At 56.7% G+C, this 17747-nt stretch carries 15 protein-coding genes; 13 read left to right on the plus strand and 2 right to left on the minus strand.

The window, feature by feature from the left end; all coding sequences use genetic code 11:
• Positions 1 to 12 precede the first annotated feature (12 nt).
• From NYE69_RS11065 to NYE69_RS11085, 5 genes are all read left to right on the plus strand, one after another.
• Complete coding sequence (locus NYE69_RS11065; protein ID WP_340926189.1) at positions 13 to 963, plus strand: TadE/TadG family type IV pilus assembly protein; 951 nt, start codon at positions 13 to 15, stop codon at positions 961 to 963.
• 20 nt (positions 964 to 983) lie between these two features.
• Entirely contained in the window at positions 984 to 1490 is a 507-nt protein-coding gene (locus tag NYE69_RS11070; RefSeq protein ID WP_340926191.1) for an A24 family peptidase, read from the plus strand.
• Positions 1491 to 1527: 37 nt separating this feature from the next.
• Entirely contained in the window at positions 1528 to 3288 is a 1761-nt protein-coding gene (locus tag NYE69_RS11075) for a DUF6382 domain-containing protein (protein ID WP_340926192.1), read from the plus strand.
• Positions 3289 to 3470: 182 nt separating this feature from the next.
• Positions 3471 to 4520 (plus strand): FecCD family ABC transporter permease, encoded by a 1050-nt coding sequence (locus NYE69_RS11080; protein WP_155620547.1) that lies wholly within the window; start codon positions 3471 to 3473, stop codon positions 4518 to 4520.
• A complete protein-coding gene (locus tag NYE69_RS11085) occupies positions 4517 to 5551 on the plus strand; it encodes a FecCD family ABC transporter permease (RefSeq protein WP_340926193.1) in 1035 nt (344 codons plus the stop codon). Before NYE69_RS11080 ends, NYE69_RS11085 begins: the two co-directional genes overlap by 4 nt.
• 374 nt (positions 5552 to 5925) lie before the next feature.
• On the opposite strand, the gene NYE69_RS11090 is transcribed toward NYE69_RS11085, so the two are convergent.
• Both NYE69_RS11090 and NYE69_RS11095 read right to left on the minus strand, forming a co-directional pair.
• On the minus strand, positions 5926 to 6870 hold the full coding sequence (locus NYE69_RS11090; RefSeq protein WP_328273386.1) for a TIGR01777 family oxidoreductase: 945 nt from the start codon (positions 6868 to 6870) through the stop codon (positions 5926 to 5928).
• Positions 6871 to 6946: 76 nt separating this feature from the next.
• On the minus strand, positions 6947 to 7414 hold the full coding sequence (locus NYE69_RS11095) for a DUF2621 domain-containing protein (RefSeq protein WP_213511254.1): 468 nt from the start codon (positions 7412 to 7414) through the stop codon (positions 6947 to 6949).
• Positions 7415 to 7570: 156 nt separating this feature from the next.
• On the opposite strand from NYE69_RS11095, the gene NYE69_RS11100 reads away from it, so the two are divergent.
• The 8 genes from NYE69_RS11100 to NYE69_RS11135 all read left to right on the plus strand — a co-directional run bounded on the left by NYE69_RS11100 (position 7571) and on the right by NYE69_RS11135 (position 17734).
• Positions 7571 to 8686, plus strand: coding sequence for a deoxyribonuclease IV (locus tag NYE69_RS11100; protein ID WP_328273387.1), 1116 nt, complete (start codon positions 7571 to 7573; stop codon positions 8684 to 8686).
• 36 nt (positions 8687 to 8722) lie between these two features.
• Positions 8723 to 9622, plus strand: coding sequence for a formyltetrahydrofolate deformylase (gene purU / locus NYE69_RS11105; RefSeq protein ID WP_328273388.1), 900 nt, complete (start codon positions 8723 to 8725; stop codon positions 9620 to 9622).
• Between the two features lie 150 nt (positions 9623 to 9772).
• Positions 9773 to 12154 (plus strand): DUF7408 domain-containing protein, encoded by a 2382-nt coding sequence (locus NYE69_RS11110; protein ID WP_340926195.1) that lies wholly within the window; start codon positions 9773 to 9775, stop codon positions 12152 to 12154.
• Complete coding sequence (locus NYE69_RS11115) at positions 12151 to 13089, plus strand: ABC transporter ATP-binding protein (RefSeq protein WP_340926196.1); 939 nt, start codon at positions 12151 to 12153, stop codon at positions 13087 to 13089. Before NYE69_RS11110 ends, NYE69_RS11115 begins: the two co-directional genes overlap by 4 nt.
• Positions 13076 to 14017 carry an ABC transporter permease gene (locus tag NYE69_RS11120; RefSeq protein WP_340926198.1) on the plus strand — a complete coding sequence of 314 codons (942 nt, stop codon included), beginning with the start codon at positions 13076 to 13078 and terminating at the stop codon, positions 14015 to 14017. The genes NYE69_RS11115 and NYE69_RS11120 overlap by 14 nt, the downstream gene beginning before the upstream one ends.
• Before the next feature lie 79 nt (positions 14018 to 14096).
• Positions 14097 to 15785 (plus strand): phage tail tape measure protein, encoded by a 1689-nt coding sequence (locus NYE69_RS11125; RefSeq protein WP_340926200.1) that lies wholly within the window; start codon positions 14097 to 14099, stop codon positions 15783 to 15785.
• A 30-nt stretch (positions 15786 to 15815) separates the two neighbouring features.
• Positions 15816 to 16805 (plus strand): AAA family ATPase, encoded by a 990-nt coding sequence (locus tag NYE69_RS11130; protein ID WP_340926201.1) that lies wholly within the window; start codon positions 15816 to 15818, stop codon positions 16803 to 16805.
• On the plus strand, positions 16802 to 17734 hold the full coding sequence (locus NYE69_RS11135) for a DUF58 domain-containing protein (RefSeq protein ID WP_340926203.1): 933 nt from the start codon (positions 16802 to 16804) through the stop codon (positions 17732 to 17734). The genes NYE69_RS11130 and NYE69_RS11135 overlap by 4 nt, the downstream gene beginning before the upstream one ends.
• The last annotated feature ends 13 nt before the right edge of the window (positions 17735 to 17747 follow it).

Here is a 17747-nt window from a genome sequence, read left to right on the forward strand (position 1 = left end):
CGGAAAAGTGGCTTGGCGCGAGGAAGCATTGTCCTGGAAGCCGCACTGGTTATGCCCGTTTTTGTGATGGTGCTGTTCTGGTTTATTTATATGGTACATATGACGCTGTTGTCCAGCCAGCTGAATACGGTCGCATCCAATGCCGTCAGGCAGGTTTCCGCCCATATATACCCCGTTGCTTTGGCGGTGTCGGCCGGCTCAGGCGAATCTGCGGGAAATGCTGGGGGCGAGGACGAATCGCCAGGCGAAGGATCTTCTTTTAACTGGAAAATGCCAAGCCTTTCTATGAGCGAATGGGCCAAGCAATATGCCGGCGTTTTGCCTGAACCGATCTCCGATTGGGTAATGGATGCCGCGGAGAAGGGAGACGAGCCGCTGCAGCATATCAAAACAGGCGTTGCGGAAAGCGTCCTTGATCCCGCGGTTAAACCGCTGCTTCTGCCGTTTCTTGAAGGAACGCTGTTAACCGAAAAGCGTTTGCATGTAAGCCGCGTTACCGTGCCCGACTTAAAAACGGGAAAGCGGCCTTATTTCGGGCTGGAAATCAGCTATGAGCTTCCGATTAAAGTACCGTTTACATCAAACCGCGTCGTGCTTCAATCGCGGGCCGAGGAACGCATTTGGATCGGCGATACCGGGGAACTGGAATCGGGGGAAGCCGGGGGCGACGGCAAGGGACGAGCTCCGGTCATTCTGTCCAAGCCGGATCCGGCTTACGCCGGGCATCGGGCGACGGTAAAGGCGAAGGTAGGGGCGGGGCAGACGGCCAAGTTGACCGTCTTTTACAAGAGCGGCGTCAGCCAAGCTAAATATTTGGGAGAAACTACGGCGGACGGCGAAGGCATCGTGGAATGGAATTGGCTGGTCGGGGGAAACACGACGCCGGGAACGTGGACGTTTGTTGTGGAAACGGAAGACGGGTTGCGGACGGCGATGGAGTTTGAGGTAACCAGTCCCAAATAATGTGAAGGGGGCATAAATGGATGCCATGGGAATATTGGGGTTGTTTTTTGATGCTGGCAGCGGCTTTCGTAACGGATATCCGAACGATGAAAATCCCTAATTGGATTACCCTGACGGGTTTGACGAGCGGATTTTTGTTTCACGCCTTGACCGGGGCATGGAACGGAATAGGGGATGCTTTTAAAGGCGCGGCGGTTGGATTCGGTCTGATGTTTATCCTGTATCTGCTGAAGGCCGTCGGAGGAGGTGACGTTAAGCTGTTTGCCGGAATTGGGGCGTGGACGGGCATTAGTTTTACGTTATCCGTTATGATGTATTCGATTTTGGCCGCTGGGTGTATCGGGCTTTTCATTTTGTTGTGCCGGCGGGAGACGCTGTTTCGGCTGCGGCGGGTTGTCAGGGGCGTATGGGGAGCGGTCATTTTCCGCAGCATTACGCCTATTCAGTCCGCGGCCAAGGGGCAGCTGCAGTTTCCGTTTATGCTGGCGGTGCTGCCCGGGGCGATCCTTTCGTTTTGTTATCAGTGAAGAGGACTATGCATTTGGAAAAGGAGGTGCCTGATTCATGCGGAAGCAGCTTCAAACCGATTTTGTCAGGAACGGCGGAATCTACATGCTTTTAAAGGCCGAGGAGGGGCTGCGCTCGGAAGAGTTGAGCCGGGTTCAAAGGAATATGCTGGCCGCGGTTTCGGTGCCCAATTTGCTGCGGCTGGATATTCGCGAGGTGGATTTCGAGGTAAGCCTGCATTACGATATCACCGGCAAAAAAATGCTTTCACACTGTCTGAAGAGCGACAAAATCGGCATGTCCGAATTTTACGGTTTGCTGCTTCAGGTGGTTGCCGTGTTGGACGATTGCAAAAAATACATGTTATCTCCCGCCAATGTTTTGCTCGACGAGGAGCATATTTTTGTGGAGGAGCCCTTATCCTGCGGAGTTTTTTACTTTGCTTATTTGCCTTTGAACGATGCTCTGGCCGTTGTCCCGCTATCTCAAGCGCTGCTGGCTTTGATCACACGGTTGCTTGTTAGCGTGAGCCGGGTGGAGGGAAACGGGATACAGCAGATCATCTCTTTTTGCGGCAGCGAGGAGCATTTTTCCTTACCCCGGTTGAAAAAAATGCTGCTGGAGCTGTTGACCGCTGCGGAGCAGGCTGAAGGGAATCCAGCGTTCCCGGAAGAAGCGCTTCGTTTCAAGCCGCAGCAAGCCGGCCCAAACCAAGGGAAACAGGTGCAAGCTAATGCGCCTGCTGCTGCCGTAGTCGCTGCCGCTTCAGAGAACGCGAGGAAGAGCCGGACGCCGCTGCGGAGGGAGGAGCGCTTGAAGCCGGACCGTTTAAATATGGGCCGCCAGAATGCGCCGGCTGAATTGAAATCATCGCATACGGTGATCAAAGAGTACTTGCCGGACGGTCTCTTCTCCGGATATGCGCCGGAGATCCCAAAGGCTGCTTCGGTGAATCCCGGGCGGGAACAGTGGCCCGGCTTGGAGGAGGAAGAAGCCGGGCCCAAAGTTAGGATAACGCCGACATCCTGCATTTTGGGGGCCATCCTGCTGGACGCGCTGTGCTGGAAGTTTCTCTACCTGGACCGGCCATGGAACATCGGCCTTTACATTTGCTTCGCGGCAACGTTTCTATTGACCGGGGCAGCCTACCTCATTTGCAGCGGAAAGCTGCCCGTTCTGCAATCCGCAAGCGGGGCAAAGCAGCGTGAAAACGCAATCGATGAGCAGCCCGATGCCATTCCCGCATATGATCGAAACGGCACCTTTCCCGAAGACTTTTTTGGAGATTCGCCGTTTCTTCAAGTCAACCGATCTGAGTCCGAAGCGGGTACGGGGAACGGGGGGGAGGCTGTGGAATTAGCGATGTCCGGAACCGGGCAGGAGCATTTTTCGCCTGCCTATGGAGGGGCATCCTCATGGGAGGCTGCAAGCGGTGGCGCCGGCCAACCGGCAACGATGCTTTTGAACAAGCCGATGCTTTCCGGCGAGTCGAAGCACGCAATCGAACCCCGGTATTATTTGGAAAGGTTTAGCGGTGACGGAGTAAGCCCGGAACGGATAACCTTAAAGCCGGGGAGCTTTGTGATCGGCCGCTCCGAGGAGATGGCCCAGTACGTGGAGCAAACGCCGGGCGTATCCCGCGCTCATGTTGAAGTAATGGTGACGCCGGGGAAATGCTGCCTCAAGGATCTGGGGTCCCGAAACGGAACGCGTTTTAAGGGAGAACTCATTGCTCCCTATAAAGAATATGAACTCGAAACCGGGGATGTTTTTTCGTTGGCGGAGGTATCTTTCAAGTTTGGCAAGGAAATGCTTTAAGTTTATTTTGCAGCGTGTATCGGGTGCCAAGGATTGTAACCTGGTTCAACGAACCTCCTTTTTAAAATTTGTGCTACCCGTAGATTATCCGTCCAAAAGCAGTTATAATTAACGAGAATGATTCTCAATTACGTGAATTAACGGGTTTCATCGGTGCATAGGCAATAAATTTTGTTTAAGGGATGGTTCAGCATATGTCGGCAGTCACACAATCTTCCAAGCCGCAATTCCGCTCTCGCCCGCTTGCGGCAACAATTGTACTCATTGGCGGAGCGGCGCTGCTAGTTTTTGCCGTTTGCCTTTCGATTTCGGTTGGAGCCGCGGACATCGGACTGGGAACGGTTTGGAACGCGGTATTTCATTTTCAGCCGGAACTGACGCAGCATCAAATCATTATGGAGCTGCGTCTGCCGAGGGCGCTTGCGGCCGCCTTGATCGGAGCGGCGCTCGCCGTAGCGGGGGCCATAATGCAGGGCATGACGCGGAATCCGATGGCCGATTCCGGTTTGCTCGGACTTAATGCGGGGGCCGGTTTGGCGCTGGCCGTCTGTTTTGCGTTGCTGCCGGGGACGCCGTTTTTGGTGATGATGTTCTATTCATTCATTGGAGCCGGACTGGGAGCCGGACTGGTGTTCGGCGTCGGTTCCCTGTCCAAAGGCGGCTTGTCGCCCGTCCGGCTTACCTTGGCCGGGGCCGCGGTCAGCATGCTGCTGACTGCCATCAGCGAAGGAATCGCGCTTTATTTCAGGATAGGACAAGACCTTGCGTTCTGGTATGCAGGGGCTATTTCCGGCTCCACCTGGCTGCAGATTAAAATGGTGTCGCCTTGGATCGGTGCCGGGCTTATCGCCGCTGTGCTCCTGTCCAAATCCATTACGCTGCTCAGCCTCGGGGAAGAGGTAGCCACAGGGCTGGGTCAAAAAACGGGAACGATCAAAATCGCCGGGATGCTCATCGTGCTCGTCCTTGCCGGCAGCGCCGTGTCGATCGTTGGGGCGATCGGTTTCGTCGGTTTGATGATTCCTCACGTCGCCCGGTTTCTGGTGGGCGTCGACTATCGGTGGGTGATTCCTTCCTCCGCGCTGCTAGGCGGTTTGTTGTTGGTGTTTGCCGATATTTTGGCGCGGATGGTTCATCCTCCGCATGAGACGCCGATCGGGGCGTTGATCGCCGTGATCGGGGTTCCTTTCTTCCTCTATCTGGCTATGAAGCAGAAGGGGGGATTGGAATGAACAAGGGGAATTATCCGCTGCATCTGCAGCAAAGATCCCGCAGAGCGTATATCGTTATGATCATTTTTGCTTTGCTGATCGTCGGCGTGTTCATTTTTAGCATGAATACCGGCTATTTTCGTCTCTCTCCGGTTGACGTGTTCAAAACGCTGTTCGGCATGGGGACGGATAAACAGGAACTGGCCTTATTCCAATTCCGCCTGCCGCGGATCGTCAATTCCGTCCTGATCGGCATGGGAATGGCGGTTGCCGGCTGCATTTTTCAAGGAATTTCGCGCAACCCGTTGGCCGATCCCGGCGTGCTGGGTATTAATGCCGGGGCAGGGCTCGCCGTCACTTTGTTTATTTCGTTTTATCCGACGACTTCCGATGCCCCCGTGTTTTTGATGCCTTTGCTGGCGTTTTTGGGATCGGCGTTGGCGGCTGCGCTTATTTACGTATTGTCGTTCAGGAAAAATTACGGGTTGCTTCCCATTCGTATGGTGCTGGTTGGCATTGCGGTTGCGGCGGGAATTAACGCCGCGATGATCGTATTGCAATTGCGCCTGCGGCCGGAAAATTTTCAAAACCTGCAAATTTGGCTGGTAGGGAATATTTGGGGGACGTCTTGGAAATTCGTGCTTGCCTTGATTCCGTGGATCGTTGTTTTGATACCTTATGTATTTACAAAAGCGCGCGCGCTAAACGTAATGAACTTGGGAGACCAAACGGCGACAGGTCTGGGCGCGCCGCTGGAGCGCTCGCGGTTCGGCCTGCTGGCCGCCGCTGTCGGGCTAACCGGCTCCTGCGTCGCCGTCGGGGGCGGCATCTCGTTCGTCGGCCTCATTGCACCGCATTTGGCGAGAAGATTGGTCGGGCCGAAACACGAGTATTTGCTTCCGGCCTCCGCGCTGGCCGGGGGGTTGCTCGTTATTGTCGGCGACACGCTGGGACGCTGGGTGTTTCAGCCTCATGAAATTCCGACCGGTATCGTCGTTGCGGTGATCGGGGCTCCTTACTTCCTGTATTTGCTTTCGAAGTCGAGAGTATAGCTGGAGAAAAGGTCTGATTTGGCGGGATGCGCAAATCGATATTTTAGGTGTACAGGAAAGTATGGTACGGGAATGGGAAGCTTCTTCTCTGAAATAGAGGTAATTTGTGGCGTTATTTTGAGATTTCCCCCTCGTGCCCTAACATAGCGGAACTTTTTGGCCTTATTTGGGGGACATACTTGGATAAGGCGCCTTATTACCCTCATCTTCTAAAAATAGGAGTAAAAAACTCCTCTAATTCTATTTAAGTCCTTTTCTTGCTGAAGATAAGGACCTTTTTTACCGTTATTTCCACGACCCCCACAAAAATGCGGCAATGCGCTCCTAAAAAAGCCCAGAATCTCCAAGTGATCGGGTTCTGGGCTTTGCTGCCTTTATTTTTCATCGCGCAAGTGAGCGGCCGCTTGTTCCAGTTCGGGATAAGCAAAGGTGAATCCGGCGCGCAAAGCCGCTGCGGGAAGCGCCTTTTGCCCGTCCAACAGGAGCATCGACCGCTCGCCGAGCAGCGTTTTGAGCATTGCGGACGGCAGCGGGAGCCAAAACGGGCGCCGGTAGACGCGGCACAAAATCCGGCCGAATTGTTCATTCGTGACCGGATTCGGGCTGACGGCGTTTACCGGGCCGCGAATGTCCGGATGGGTCAGGGCGTAATCGAATAATGAAACGATATCCTTGAGGTGAATCCACGGCACCCACTGCCGTCCGCTTCCAATGGGTCCGCCGGCCCCCAGCAAGTAGGGAAGGCGCATAAGGGGATAAGCGCCCCCGTCGTTGCCCAGCACTACGCCGATGCGCAGCTTGACCAGACGTTGCCCGGAAAACCCTTCGTCCGCGGCGGCCTCCCAGGCGCTGGTAACTTCGGACAAAAAATCGGCACGCCCCGGGGCGGGCGGGGAAAACTCGTCAAACTCCCTGGTTAAGGAGGTGCCGTAAATTCCCACGGCTGAAGCTTGCAGAATCACTTCCGGCGGTTGGGAGAGCGCCAGCGCCAAATGCGCAACTGCCTTCGTCGCAGTTAATCTGGACTCCAAAATCCGCCGTTTATTGCGCTCGGACCAGCGCGTGTTGAGCGTCGCCCCCGCCAGATTGACGAAGGCGTCCGTTCCTTCGAGCGGAGAGACGTCCTTTTCGAGCTCACTCCAGGTGACATAGCTGAGTAGGGACGGCTGAAAGGCGGCCTGATCATCGGGTTTTGACTGCATAGGATTGCCGCCGCCTTTTTCACGGCTTACGATGATCACTTGATGCCCCCGCTCAAGCCAATAAGCGGTTAAGGCCCGGCCGATAAAACCCGTGCCGCCGAAAACCGCGATCTTCATCCTTACGCCTCCTTATAAGAAACATCCGGCTGTCTGAATAGCTAATTCATGTGCCGGATGTTTTTTCGCGTTGCGATTATTTATTTAACAGATGCCGGTATGGCTGGTAATCGATCTGGTTCTGTTCCAGAAACCGGACCAGAAATTTATTGTCGCGTTTTGGCGTGGCTACGATATACCCTTTGATGCAGTGATCGCGGGTGACCGCGGGAGCTTTTTCCTCAAGGGCGATTTTGCCGATTTCCGCCGCGATGGAATGTTTGGCGATGTCCCGGAACGGTCCGGGCACGGGCTCAACGAGCTGATCGAGAAAGGCTTTGCTTTCGTCGGTCCACAGATGGCGGCTTTTCTCGACCCAATGATTTTGCCAGTCCAGCTTGGACATGCCGTCCGCTTTAGGGAGCACCTTTAAAAATTTGCGGAACATGAAAAATCCGCCGATCGTCATCATGCCGAGCAGCACAAATCCCCAAAACGCAATCCCGTTCATAAACCAGCGATTGGGCCCTTCCGCCGTTAATAGTTGAACCCCCATTTGCAGCATTGATTCATCACCTCAGGCGCTTGTTTAGATTTTCTGCGCGTTTTACGTTACAATATACTTCAAATTGAAATTATACCTTATTTCTTTATTTATTTCAGCATTCAAGCTAAAATAGGCTTGTTTAGCGATTTACTGTCCAAAAGGGGGAAAATGTTCATGCTTAAAATCGGTTCCCATGTTTCGTTCTCGGACAAAGGCCTGCTGAGCGCAACGGCCGAGGCGGAATCCTACGGCTCCAGTTCGTTCATGATATACACCGGGGCTCCGCAAAACACGCGGCGCAAGCCCATCGATACGATGTACATTGAAGAAGGCAAAAAGGCGATGGAGCAGGCCGGGATCGGCGAAATCGTCGTTCACGCGCCGTACATCATTAACTTAGGTTCATATAAGTCGAACACCTATCAGCTTGCCGTTGATTTTTTGCAGGAGGAGATCCGCCGTACCCACGCGCTGGGCGTGCGCAATATCGTGCTTCATCCCGGCGCTTTTACGGACAAGGATGCCGAGTATGGCGTGAACCGGATTGCGGAAGGCCTAAATGAAGTGTTGAACGGCACGAACGAAACCGAAGTGCATATTGCCCTGGAAACGATGGCCGGCAAAGGGACGGAAGTGGGGCGCAGCTTCGAAGAGATTGCGCAAATCATCGACAAGGTGCAGCATAACGAACGTTTGACGATTTGTCTGGATACATGCCATATTCATGATGCCGGCTATGACATCGTTAACGATTTGGACGGCGTCCTGCACAAATTCGATCAAACGATCGGACTGAACCGGATTGAAGTCGTCCATATCAACGACAGCAAAAATCCGGCCGGCGCGCAAAAAGACCGGCATACGCCGATCGGTTCAGGCTGGATCGGGTTCGAGGCGATCCACCGGGTCGTGCATCACGAGGCGCTGCAGGGGCGGCCGTTTATTTTGGAGACGCCGTGGGTCGGCAAGGACGCGAAAACCCAGCGTCCGATGTATGAGGTGGAAATCGCGCTGCTGCGCGGTGATTTGGCCGAGCGGTTCGGCGAGGCGTTCCTGACCGACGTGGAGCGTTTGGGGGACTTTTTCGGCAAACAGGATATCCATCCGCGCAGTTTTGTCCTGGACACTTGGACGGTGCTGAAAAACGATGCCAAAGCGAAAAAGGCCGACCCGCGCGAGCCGTTGGAGCGGCTGTACGACATGGTCGCCGAAGCGGGGCTGTTTACGGACCGATCGGAGGAACAGATCAACCAGCGTCTGGTCGCATGGTTTGCGAGCGCGCACAAATAATCGACATCATCTTAGGAGCAAGGGGATTGGAGAGCAATGGAAACGCATATTCACTCAGGCCGTCGGCCGGTGAAACCTTATGAAAGCAACCGGGCCCGGATGCTGATTTCCTGTCCGGACGGACCGGGGATCGTGGCGGCGGTGTCCCGCTTCCTGCATGAACACGGGGCGAACATCGTGCAATCGGACCAGTATACGATGGATCCCGAGGGCGGCATGTTTTTTATGCGGATAGAGTTTGATCTGGAAAATCTCGATGGGCGGATCGCCGGGCTGGAGCGGGATTTTGCCGCCATCGCCGGGCAGTTCGGCATGCAGTGGAATATTTACCAGCTCAGCCGCAAAAAGAAGCTGGCGATCTTCGTATCCAAGGAGGACCACTGTCTGGTGGAGCTGCTCTGGCAGTGGCAGGCCGGGGATTTGGACGCCGAAATTTCCATGGTCGTCAGCAATCATCCGGACATGAAAGAGTACGTGGAATCCTTTGGCATTCCGTATTATCATATCCCGGTGACGCCGGGAACAAAGCGCGAAGCCGAGCAAAAACAGCTGGAGCTCGTCGGCGGCAAAGTCGACTTGATCGTGCTGGCGAGATATATGCAAATCGTGTCTCCGGCCTTGATCGAGCCGTACCGCAACCGCCTGATCAACATCCACCATTCCTTCCTGCCGGCTTTCGTCGGCGGCAAGCCGTACGCCCAAGCCTACGAGCGCGGCGTGAAGCTGATCGGCGCCACCGCCCACTATGTGACGGAGGAACTGGACGGCGGCCCGATCATCGAGCAGGACGTGCAGCGCGTCACGCACCGCGACAATGTCAGCGAACTCAAGCGCATCGGGCGGACGATCGAACGCGTCGTATTGGCCCGGGCCGTCAAATGGCATATTGAGGACCGCATCCTGGTACATCAGAACAAGACCGTCGTGTTCAACTAAAAAACAACGCAAATAAACGTCTGTGCAGCAACGTTACACGCTGTGCCGGCGTTTTTTATTTTGACATAGGGTAACCTTTTCAGCCAATTAACGTTATTATAAAAGACGATAGTTTCCAAATTTATCGATCATTGGGGAGGAGAGTGTCAGGTGTTGTTTCAAGCAAAACGGATCGTACCGCTGATTGCGCTCTGTGCGGCGCTGCTGGCGGGGATCGTTTATGCGGTTCCGCAGCCGGCCCGAGCGGCGGACAAGCCGTCCATCACCATAGAGAGCGAACTTGGATTTAACGGTAATGTCAAGCTGGGCGAATGGAACCCGCTTACCATTACCCTTACGAGTAGTGCCGATATAAGCGGGGAACTGGTTGTTGGGGCGCAGATTCCGTATACCGGGGGGAGTACAACCCATATCCAGGCGGTGGATTTGCCGGCCGGCTCGCCGAAAAAAGTTACCTTTGCGGTGCTTGGAAACCGTTTCGACCAATATAACAATTCGATTCGTTTTTACGAAGGAACGGCGGAATCGGGGAAAATGATCCCGTTCGCTGCGGGCAGCTCCTATTTGGAGACGATCCCCAAGAACGGGACGCTGGTCGGGACCCTGGCCGCCGATCCGGACAGCTTGAACTTTCTAAGGACGCTTAACGGTTCGGGCGGAAACGTGACCGTCGTTCCTTTAGACAAGGAGCAGGTGCCCGCGGACGGTACGCTGCTGTCTTCGCTGGATGTGCTGCTTATTAACGATTACTCCGCCGATACGCTTGGCAAGGGGCGAACCGGGGCCATTCGTTCCTGGGTTCATAAGGGCGGCACGCTTATCCTCAGCGGCGGAGCCGGTTACCCCAAAAGCGCGAAAGGCTTCGAGGACCTGTCTCCGGTCGATTACGCCGGCAATACGAGTGTATCCGAGCTGCCTGAGCTTGAACAACTGGGCGGGAAAAAGCTACCCCTGGATCGTCCTTTCCCCGTTTCCGCGGCTAAGCTGAAGGAAGGGGCCGCGGCCATCGCGCAGTTTGATTCCAAGCCGCTCATCGCGTCTTGGTCCGTGGGGCAAGGCAAGGTCATTTATGCGGCTTATGATGTTGCGATGGAGCCGCTTAATGCCTGGAGCGGACATCCCGGGCTCTGGTTTTCGGTCCTGCAGCTTGATCTAACGAGCGGCACCGGCAAGCCGGAAGGCAGTAAAAGCGAACTGTTTTCGGGAATTGACGGCCTGCTTGATTATTTTCCGTCCGTGACCCTGCCGCCTTTCTCCCTATTGATATGGCTGCTGTTGGGTTATGCGGTGCTCGTTGCGCCTTTACTGTATTACATACTTAAAAAGCTGGACAAGCGGGAGTGGGCCTGGGTGCTGATTCCGCTCATTGCCGTTGCGGCGAGCGGCGGCATTTATATGGCCGGGACCTCCGGAGGGTCGTCGGTTCAGACACATACCTTCAATATTATGGAGCTGGACGGAAAAGGACGGGCCGAACGAACGACGGCCTCGGCTATGTTCGTCCCAAGAGGCGGAGATTACGATGTTGAATTGCCCGCCGGCACGTACGTGTCGGTGAAGCGGGAGGACGGTCTGCTCGCCGGCGGACAGAATCAGGAGCCGAACCTGCAGTCCATCCGGGTGCAGGCGGATCGTACGACGGTGAAGCTCAAGGGCATGACCCACCGTTCCTTCGCCAAGCTGTGGATGGATCAGCCGGAAGACAGGGAATTCGGAGCGGTCAGCGTTGAAGCCGGATTCGACGGACAAGGCAGGCTGCAAGGCACCGTAACGAACCGCACGGATGCGGATTTGAGCGATGCCGCGCTGATTGTGGGCAAAAAAGTGTTTCTGCTGGGAGAGCTGCCGAAGCAGCAATCCGTTCCGATTGCGTCCGGTTCGATGATGGTTCACTATGATGATTACGGGGGGAGTTTATTCCCTTACAGCGGCAGCAGCACCCGGCGGAACAATGTGCTGCTGGAGCGGCAAAGAGGACTTGTGAACAGCTATTTGAACGTTCTTTTTGAACAGGACAAGTATTTGTTTATCGCCTGGAGCAAAGAGCAGCTAAGCGACTACAAGGTGAACGGAAAGAGCGTAAAATCCGACCAGTTGAACATGTGGGTGCAGCGGTTCGAACCGGCTCTCGGCCAGAATGGGGAAATGTATCTGCCGTACGGTTTTGCGGCAGGACGGGTTTTGAACGTAACTTCAAGCCAATGGAGCGAGGAAGGCAGCGGCAGAGTCAATATGGCTCCCGGAGAAATGCAGATCGAGTACCGGCTGCCGGCGGCGCCGAATCCGGCCTATTCACAGCTGTCGATAGCCATTCGTCAGCAGGATAAGGGGACCAGGACGACGGCGGCGATTTGGAACGCGGAGAAAGAAGCCTGGAGAGAGTTGAATTGGAAGAACGGCGAGGTTAAATTTGCGGATCAAGCAAATCAATATTTGCAAAACGGAACTAACTTGCGGATCCGCATCACAGCCGAGGAATGGACGAGCTTTGATATACCGGAGCTTTCCCTGCAAGGGAGGTACAGCGAATGATCGAGATCAAAAATCTGACGAAAGCCTACGGCAGCTTCGAGGCGCTGAAAGCGGTGAACCTGTCCATCGCCAAAGGGACGGTGTTCGGGTTTGTCGGTCCGAACGGGGCCGGGAAAACGACGACGATGTCGATTTTGGCCACACTGCTGCTGCCGACGTCAGGCACGGCCAAAGTAGGCGGCTTCGAAGTTACCGAACAACCGCAGGAAGTGCGGAAAAGAATCGGCTATATGCCGGATTTCTTCGGGGTTTACGATCAGTTCAAAACGACGGAGTACCTGCACTTTTACGGGGCCAGCTACGGAATTCCCCGCGCTGAGCGCAACGCCTTGATTCCGCAGCTGTTGGAGCTGGTGAACCTGAGCGACAAAAAAGACGCATACGTGGACAGCCTGTCGCGCGGGATGAAGCAGCGCCTCTGCCTGGCCCGCTGCCTTGTGCATGATCCCGATGTGCTTATTTTGGACGAACCGGCCTCCGGGCTTGACCCCAGGGCGCGGATTGAAATGCGGGAGATCTTGAAGGAATTGAAGCTGATGGGCAAAACGATCATTATCTCCTCGCATATATTGCCGGAGCTGGCCGAGATGGTCGACGAAATCGGTGTGATCGAGCGGGGCAGGCTGATTGCTCAGGGCAAGGTGGCGGAAATACAGAATCGTCTGCGCGTCAAAAGAGTGCTGCATATCCGCGTGCTCGACCGGGCCGATGAATTGGCCGGGCTGCTGCAGGATGAGATGCATGTCAGCGAGGTGCTGCAGGATGAAACCGGCGTGCATGTTCATTTCGGAGGCGGGGACGCGGAGCAGGCGCAGCTGCTGGCCCGCATGATCTCTTCGGGGTTCCAGGTGCTGTCCTTTAACGAAGCGCAGACCAACCTGGAGGATGTATTTTTGGAGATTACCAAAGGAGGGGCAAGTGATGAATTGGCGTAGAAGGCTGATCAACCCCGTGCTGGACAAAGAGTTTCGTCTCCGGATGCGCACGCCCCGTTCGGCGTTTATCGTGTTTGCCTATATTCTGGTGACGGGGCTGCTGGCGATGGCCATCATTTATATGACGACTTCTAAAGGGTTTAGCGCCGGCGGACGGTTGGATCCCGGCGTCAGCCGGATCATCTTTTACGTGCTCAGCATCGGCCAACTGGTGCTGATCGCGTTCATGACCCCCGCCTTGACGGCCGGGGTGATCAGCGGCGAACGGGAGAAGCAGACGCTGAACATGCTGCTTACCACGCAGCAGAGCTCCGCAACGATTATTTTGAGCAAGCTCCTGTCTTCCTTGAGCTTCATGACGCTTGTTATTCTGGCGACTTTGCCGGTGTACAGCATCGTTTTTTTATACGGGGGACTCTCGCCGAAGCAACTGGCGCTCGTCTTTTTGTTCTATCTGTTTGTCATGCTGCTGTTGGGTTCGATCGGGGTGTTTTATTCCACTTTGTTCAAAAAAACGATCGTATCGGTCATCATGACTTACGGTACGGGCTTGATCATTTTTCTGGTGACGGGCATTGTCTATATCATTGCGATGGGGATCGAGCAGGCGAGCTACTACAATTCGGGGGGGCCTCCACGCTCCTATTCATGGGTAGGCTTCATTCTTGGCTTAAATCCCGCGGGAGCGTTGATCAGCCTGTTTGAGCCGTCTTTTTCCGAATCCGTGTTCCTGGTCCGGGGAGGCAATATGCAGTCCGGCGCGCCGGTTGAACTGTGGCAGCAATTTCTGGGGGTGTACAGCCCGTTGATTGCGCTGTTTCTGTGGCTGGCCATCCGTCATGTTCGCCCGGTGAGAAGAAGAATAAAAAGCCGCGCGATCGAGACAACCGAACCGGGGACGATGACCAAGACCAAGACGGAAGAGTAGACGGCAGGGGCGAGAGCAAGGGATCATCGGGTACGAACGTCATAGTACAAAAAAACGCGAAACGGAGGGGACCTGGCGCGTGGAAACAATCTATCGTCAGCTTGATGTTGTGCGCCGCCGCATCCGGCGGTTTCGGGGGCTGGACGGGCTCAGATACGGCCTGCTGACCGGTTTGGCGGCCGCTCTTGTCTGGCTTGCGGCGGGGAGGCTGTGGCCGCTGGAATACGGAAAAATCGCGGCCGCGGCGAGCCTCATTTTGTGCACTGCCGGAGGCTGGGTGTGGGGACGGCTCCGCCGGGTATCCGTCATTTTGGCGGCGCAGACGATGGATCGTCCCGAGGCCGGGCAAGAGCGGCTGGACCTGATGACGACGGCATTGGTCTACGCGAAGCTGCAGACGTTTCCGGCACAGCTCGAGCGGGAGCAGGCCGAAGAATACGGCGCGGCCTATGTGCGGGATATCAAGCAACGCCTGCCGCTGCCGCGCCGCCGCGTATGGCGGATTCCCGCCGTGCTTGGCCTTCTGGCCGCTTTGCTGCTGGCTATCCTGCCGAATCCGATGGATCAGCGGGTCGCCCAGGCGCGAGAGGAGCGGGCATGGGTCAATGCGCAGAAGGAAGAGACGAACGGGCAGATTGCCGAACTGGACCGCCTGAAGCTGGACACGAAGGCGAAGGAAGCCCTTGCTAAAGAGCTGAGCGAGCTGCACCGGGCGCTGGAGACGAGCCGTAAGCCGGGAGAGGCGCTCAAAAACGTGGAGGAAACGATGAAGCGGCTGAGGGAAATGTCCGAAAAGCTGGAGCTCCGGCAGCAGGCAAGGACGGAGTGGCTCAAGCGGTGGGACGCTCATCCGCTGACGGGAAAGCTGGCCAACGCTTTACGGAAAAAAAGCGCTGCGGAATTGACCAAGCAAGCTGAGGCTTTTCGCAAGCAGTTGTCCGGCTTGACGGAGCAGGAACGGAAGGAGCTTGCCGATAAGCTGAAGCGGATCGCCGAAGCGGCGCCGCCCGATGACGAGCGGGCGAAGGAACTGGCGGATGCGCTAAAAAAAGCCGCCGCTGCGGTGAAGGAAGGTCAGCAGCTATCCACGGATCAAGCGCTGGCGAACTTAAACGAGGTTATGCTGCAAAACATGCGGGCGGCGGAGGCATCGTCCGGGCAGGCGGACGCCGCGGCGGCCCTGGCATCGGCCCTTGCCGAGCAGGGGCTTGACCTGGCGGAAAATATGCAAGCGTCGGGGCTGGCCGTATCGGACACGTGGAGCATCGGCGGCAGCGCCGAACAGCTGGCCGCAGGCGGCGGCCCTGGCATGGGCCAAGGGGGTCCGGGCACAGATGCCGGACCCGGAGCAGGCCAAGGTCCCGGGGTGGGAGGCGCTGCCGGGACGGGACCAGGTGCTGGAGCCGGTTCGGGCTCAGGCTCGGGTTCCGGCAGCGGCACCGGTGGCGGCGGCGCGGGACAAGGCCAGGGTCAGGGCGGCGGAAATGGGGCCGGGGCGGGACTCGGCAGCGGAGGCCGGGCGTTGGTGACTACGCCGCGCGACCTGGCCGGCAGCGGCAACGTCCAGCAAGACGGCGGACCGGCAACGGGCGGCGGCGTCCAGAGAGGGGGCAGCTCCCCAGTATTTGACGGGGTGAGCCGACCGTATGAAGAGGTTTACAGCGATTATGCGGCCGAAGCCAAGGAGTCGCTAAAGCGCGGCGATTTGCCGCAAAGTCTGCAGAGCCTGGTGGAGAACTATTTTATCGAAATCGATCCGGGTTCGTAGGCGAAGGAGCGTAAACGAGGAGGAGAGACGATGGAGGATGCGAAAGCCCGGTTGGAATTGTGGAGCGGTACGGTCGCGGCCGTGCGGGAGCAAATTTCGCGTGTAATCGTAGGACAGCAGGAGGTCGTGGAACAGATCCTGTGGTGTGTTTTTGCGGGAGGACACGCGCTTTTGGAGGGGATTCCGGGGCTTGGAAAAACGATGCTGGTGCGCACGATCGCCGACTGCCTGGACCTGTCCTTTTCGCGGATTCAGTTTACGCCGGATTTAATGCCAAGCGATATCACCGGCACGAATGTGATCCGGTTCGGACCGCAGGGCGCGACCGATACGGTATTCCAGCCCGGTCCGGTGTTCAGCAGCATTGTGCTGGCCGACGAGATCAACCGGGCGACGCCGAAAACCCAAAGCGCCCTGCTGGAGGCGATGCAGGAGCAGACGGTGACGGTAGGCGGGGAGACGCGGCGGCTGCCGCAGCCTTTTTTTGTGCTGGCGACGCAAAATCCGCTGGAGAACGAAGGTACTTATCCCCTCCCGGAAGCCCAGCTGGACCGGTTTATGCTGAAAATTCATGTGGGTTACCCGTCTCCCGCGGAATTGACGGAGATCGTCAGAAGGACGACGGCGGCCGATCAGCCCAAGGCGGAAACGATCGCTTCGGCGCAGCAATTGCTGGAAATCCGCCAGGCCGCCAAAGAGGTGCTGCTGGCGGATGAAGTGCTGGAGTACGGGGTGCGCTTGCTGATGATGACGCACCCCGAGGAGCGGGACGCGCCCGAATCGGTGCGCAGTTACGTCCGTTTCGGCTCGGGGCCGCGCGGCATCCAGGCGATGGTTTCGGTCGCCAAGGTAAGGGCGATTTCCAAAGGGCGCATGCACGTATCGACCGGAGATATTAAGGCGGTTGCCGTGCCGGCCTTGCGGCACCGCTTGTTTCTGAATTTCGAAGGTCAGGCGGCGGGCGTGGCGACGGATCGGATCATTGAAGACATTTTGGCGGCGCTGGAGGGAGCGCAATGACATCTTCCCTCCTGCCTCCGTCTCTGCTGCCCCGGTTGGAACGGTTGTCGATCGCCTCCCGGAGGAGAATCCGGGGAACGCTGCAGGGCAAACGGCGCTCCAGCCGCTTCGGAAGCTCCCTCGAATTTGCCGATTATCGCGAATACGCGCCCGGAGACGATATCAGGCGCTTTGACTGGAGCGTTTATTCGCGTACGGGCCGCCCTTTTGTCCGTCAATATTGGGATGAGCAGGAGCTGCGGATCAACCTGTATGTGGATATTTCCGCATCGATGGATTTCGGCGGCGGTTCGGAGCGGCGCGCCGAAACCGGGCAGGCGCCGGAGAACAAGCTGCTGTACGCTAAGCGGTTGGCCGCTTCCGTCGGTTATATGGCGCTGGCCGGCGGCGATGTGGTGCAGGCGGCCGCTTTTTCGGAAGAGATCAAGGGCAAGCTGCCGCCGCTGCGGGGAAAGGCTTCCGCTTTCAGGCTGTTCTCGTTCCTGCAGGAGATGGGGCCGGCCGGACCGGGGGATCTGAGAGGGGCGCTGCGGCAGCCGGGAGCGCTTCCCGCGCAGCCGGGAATGACCTGGATATTTTCGGATTTGTGGCTGGAGAGCGGGGCCGAGGGGCTTGCGGAGACGTTGGCTTTTTTTCAGGCGGCCGGGCAGGAGATCGTACTCGTCCACGTGCTGTCGGAAGCAGAGCTTCGTCCTGCGCTCAGCGGAGACTTGCGGCTCCTCGACAGCGAGCTTGGGACCGGCAAAGAGATTGCGTTAACCGGCAAAATCCTGGACAGGTACGGGCGCGAGCTGGATGAGTACTTCAAGGAAATCGGCCGCTTTTGCGGCGGGCGCGGGATTCGTTATGTGGTTGCCCCAACCGATGTGCCGCTTGAGCAAGGGATTGTGAAAATGATGGACAAGGCGGGAACAACCGGGGGGAAGTAGCCGATCGGACCAA

Source organism: Paenibacillus sp. FSL R5-0527, from assembly GCF_038008055.1.
Lineage (GTDB): Bacteria > Bacillota > Bacilli > Paenibacillales > Paenibacillaceae > Fontibacillus > Fontibacillus macerans.

Excerpts from the sequence above, each read along its gene's own strand:
- NYE69_RS11070 (WP_340926191.1), top strand. The coding sequence starts at position 984 with ATGCCATGGGAATATTGGGGTTGTTTTTTGATGCTGGCAGCGGCTTTC.
- NYE69_RS11075 (WP_340926192.1), top strand. The coding sequence starts at position 1,528 with ATGCGGAAGCAGCTTCAAACCGATTTTGTCAGGAACGGCGGAATCTAC.
- NYE69_RS11080 (WP_155620547.1), top strand. The coding sequence starts at position 3,471 with ATGGTTCAGCATATGTCGGCAGTCACACAATCTTCCAAGCCGCAATTC.
- NYE69_RS11085 (WP_340926193.1), top strand. The coding sequence starts at position 4,517 with ATGAACAAGGGGAATTATCCGCTGCATCTGCAGCAAAGATCCCGCAGA.
- NYE69_RS11090 (WP_328273386.1), bottom strand. The coding sequence starts at position 6,870 with ATGAAGATCGCGGTTTTCGGCGGCACGGGTTTTATCGGCCGGGCCTTA.
- NYE69_RS11095 (WP_213511254.1), bottom strand. The coding sequence starts at position 7,414 with ATGCTGCAAATGGGGGTTCAACTATTAACGGCGGAAGGGCCCAATCGC.
- NYE69_RS11100 (WP_328273387.1), top strand. The coding sequence starts at position 7,571 with ATGCTTAAAATCGGTTCCCATGTTTCGTTCTCGGACAAAGGCCTGCTG.
- purU (WP_328273388.1), top strand. The coding sequence starts at position 8,723 with ATGGAAACGCATATTCACTCAGGCCGTCGGCCGGTGAAACCTTATGAA.
- NYE69_RS11115 (WP_340926196.1), top strand. The coding sequence starts at position 12,151 with ATGATCGAGATCAAAAATCTGACGAAAGCCTACGGCAGCTTCGAGGCG.
- NYE69_RS11120 (WP_340926198.1), top strand. The coding sequence starts at position 13,076 with ATGAATTGGCGTAGAAGGCTGATCAACCCCGTGCTGGACAAAGAGTTT.
- NYE69_RS11130 (WP_340926201.1), top strand. The coding sequence starts at position 15,816 with ATGGAGGATGCGAAAGCCCGGTTGGAATTGTGGAGCGGTACGGTCGCG.
- NYE69_RS11135 (WP_340926203.1), top strand. The coding sequence starts at position 16,802 with ATGACATCTTCCCTCCTGCCTCCGTCTCTGCTGCCCCGGTTGGAACGG.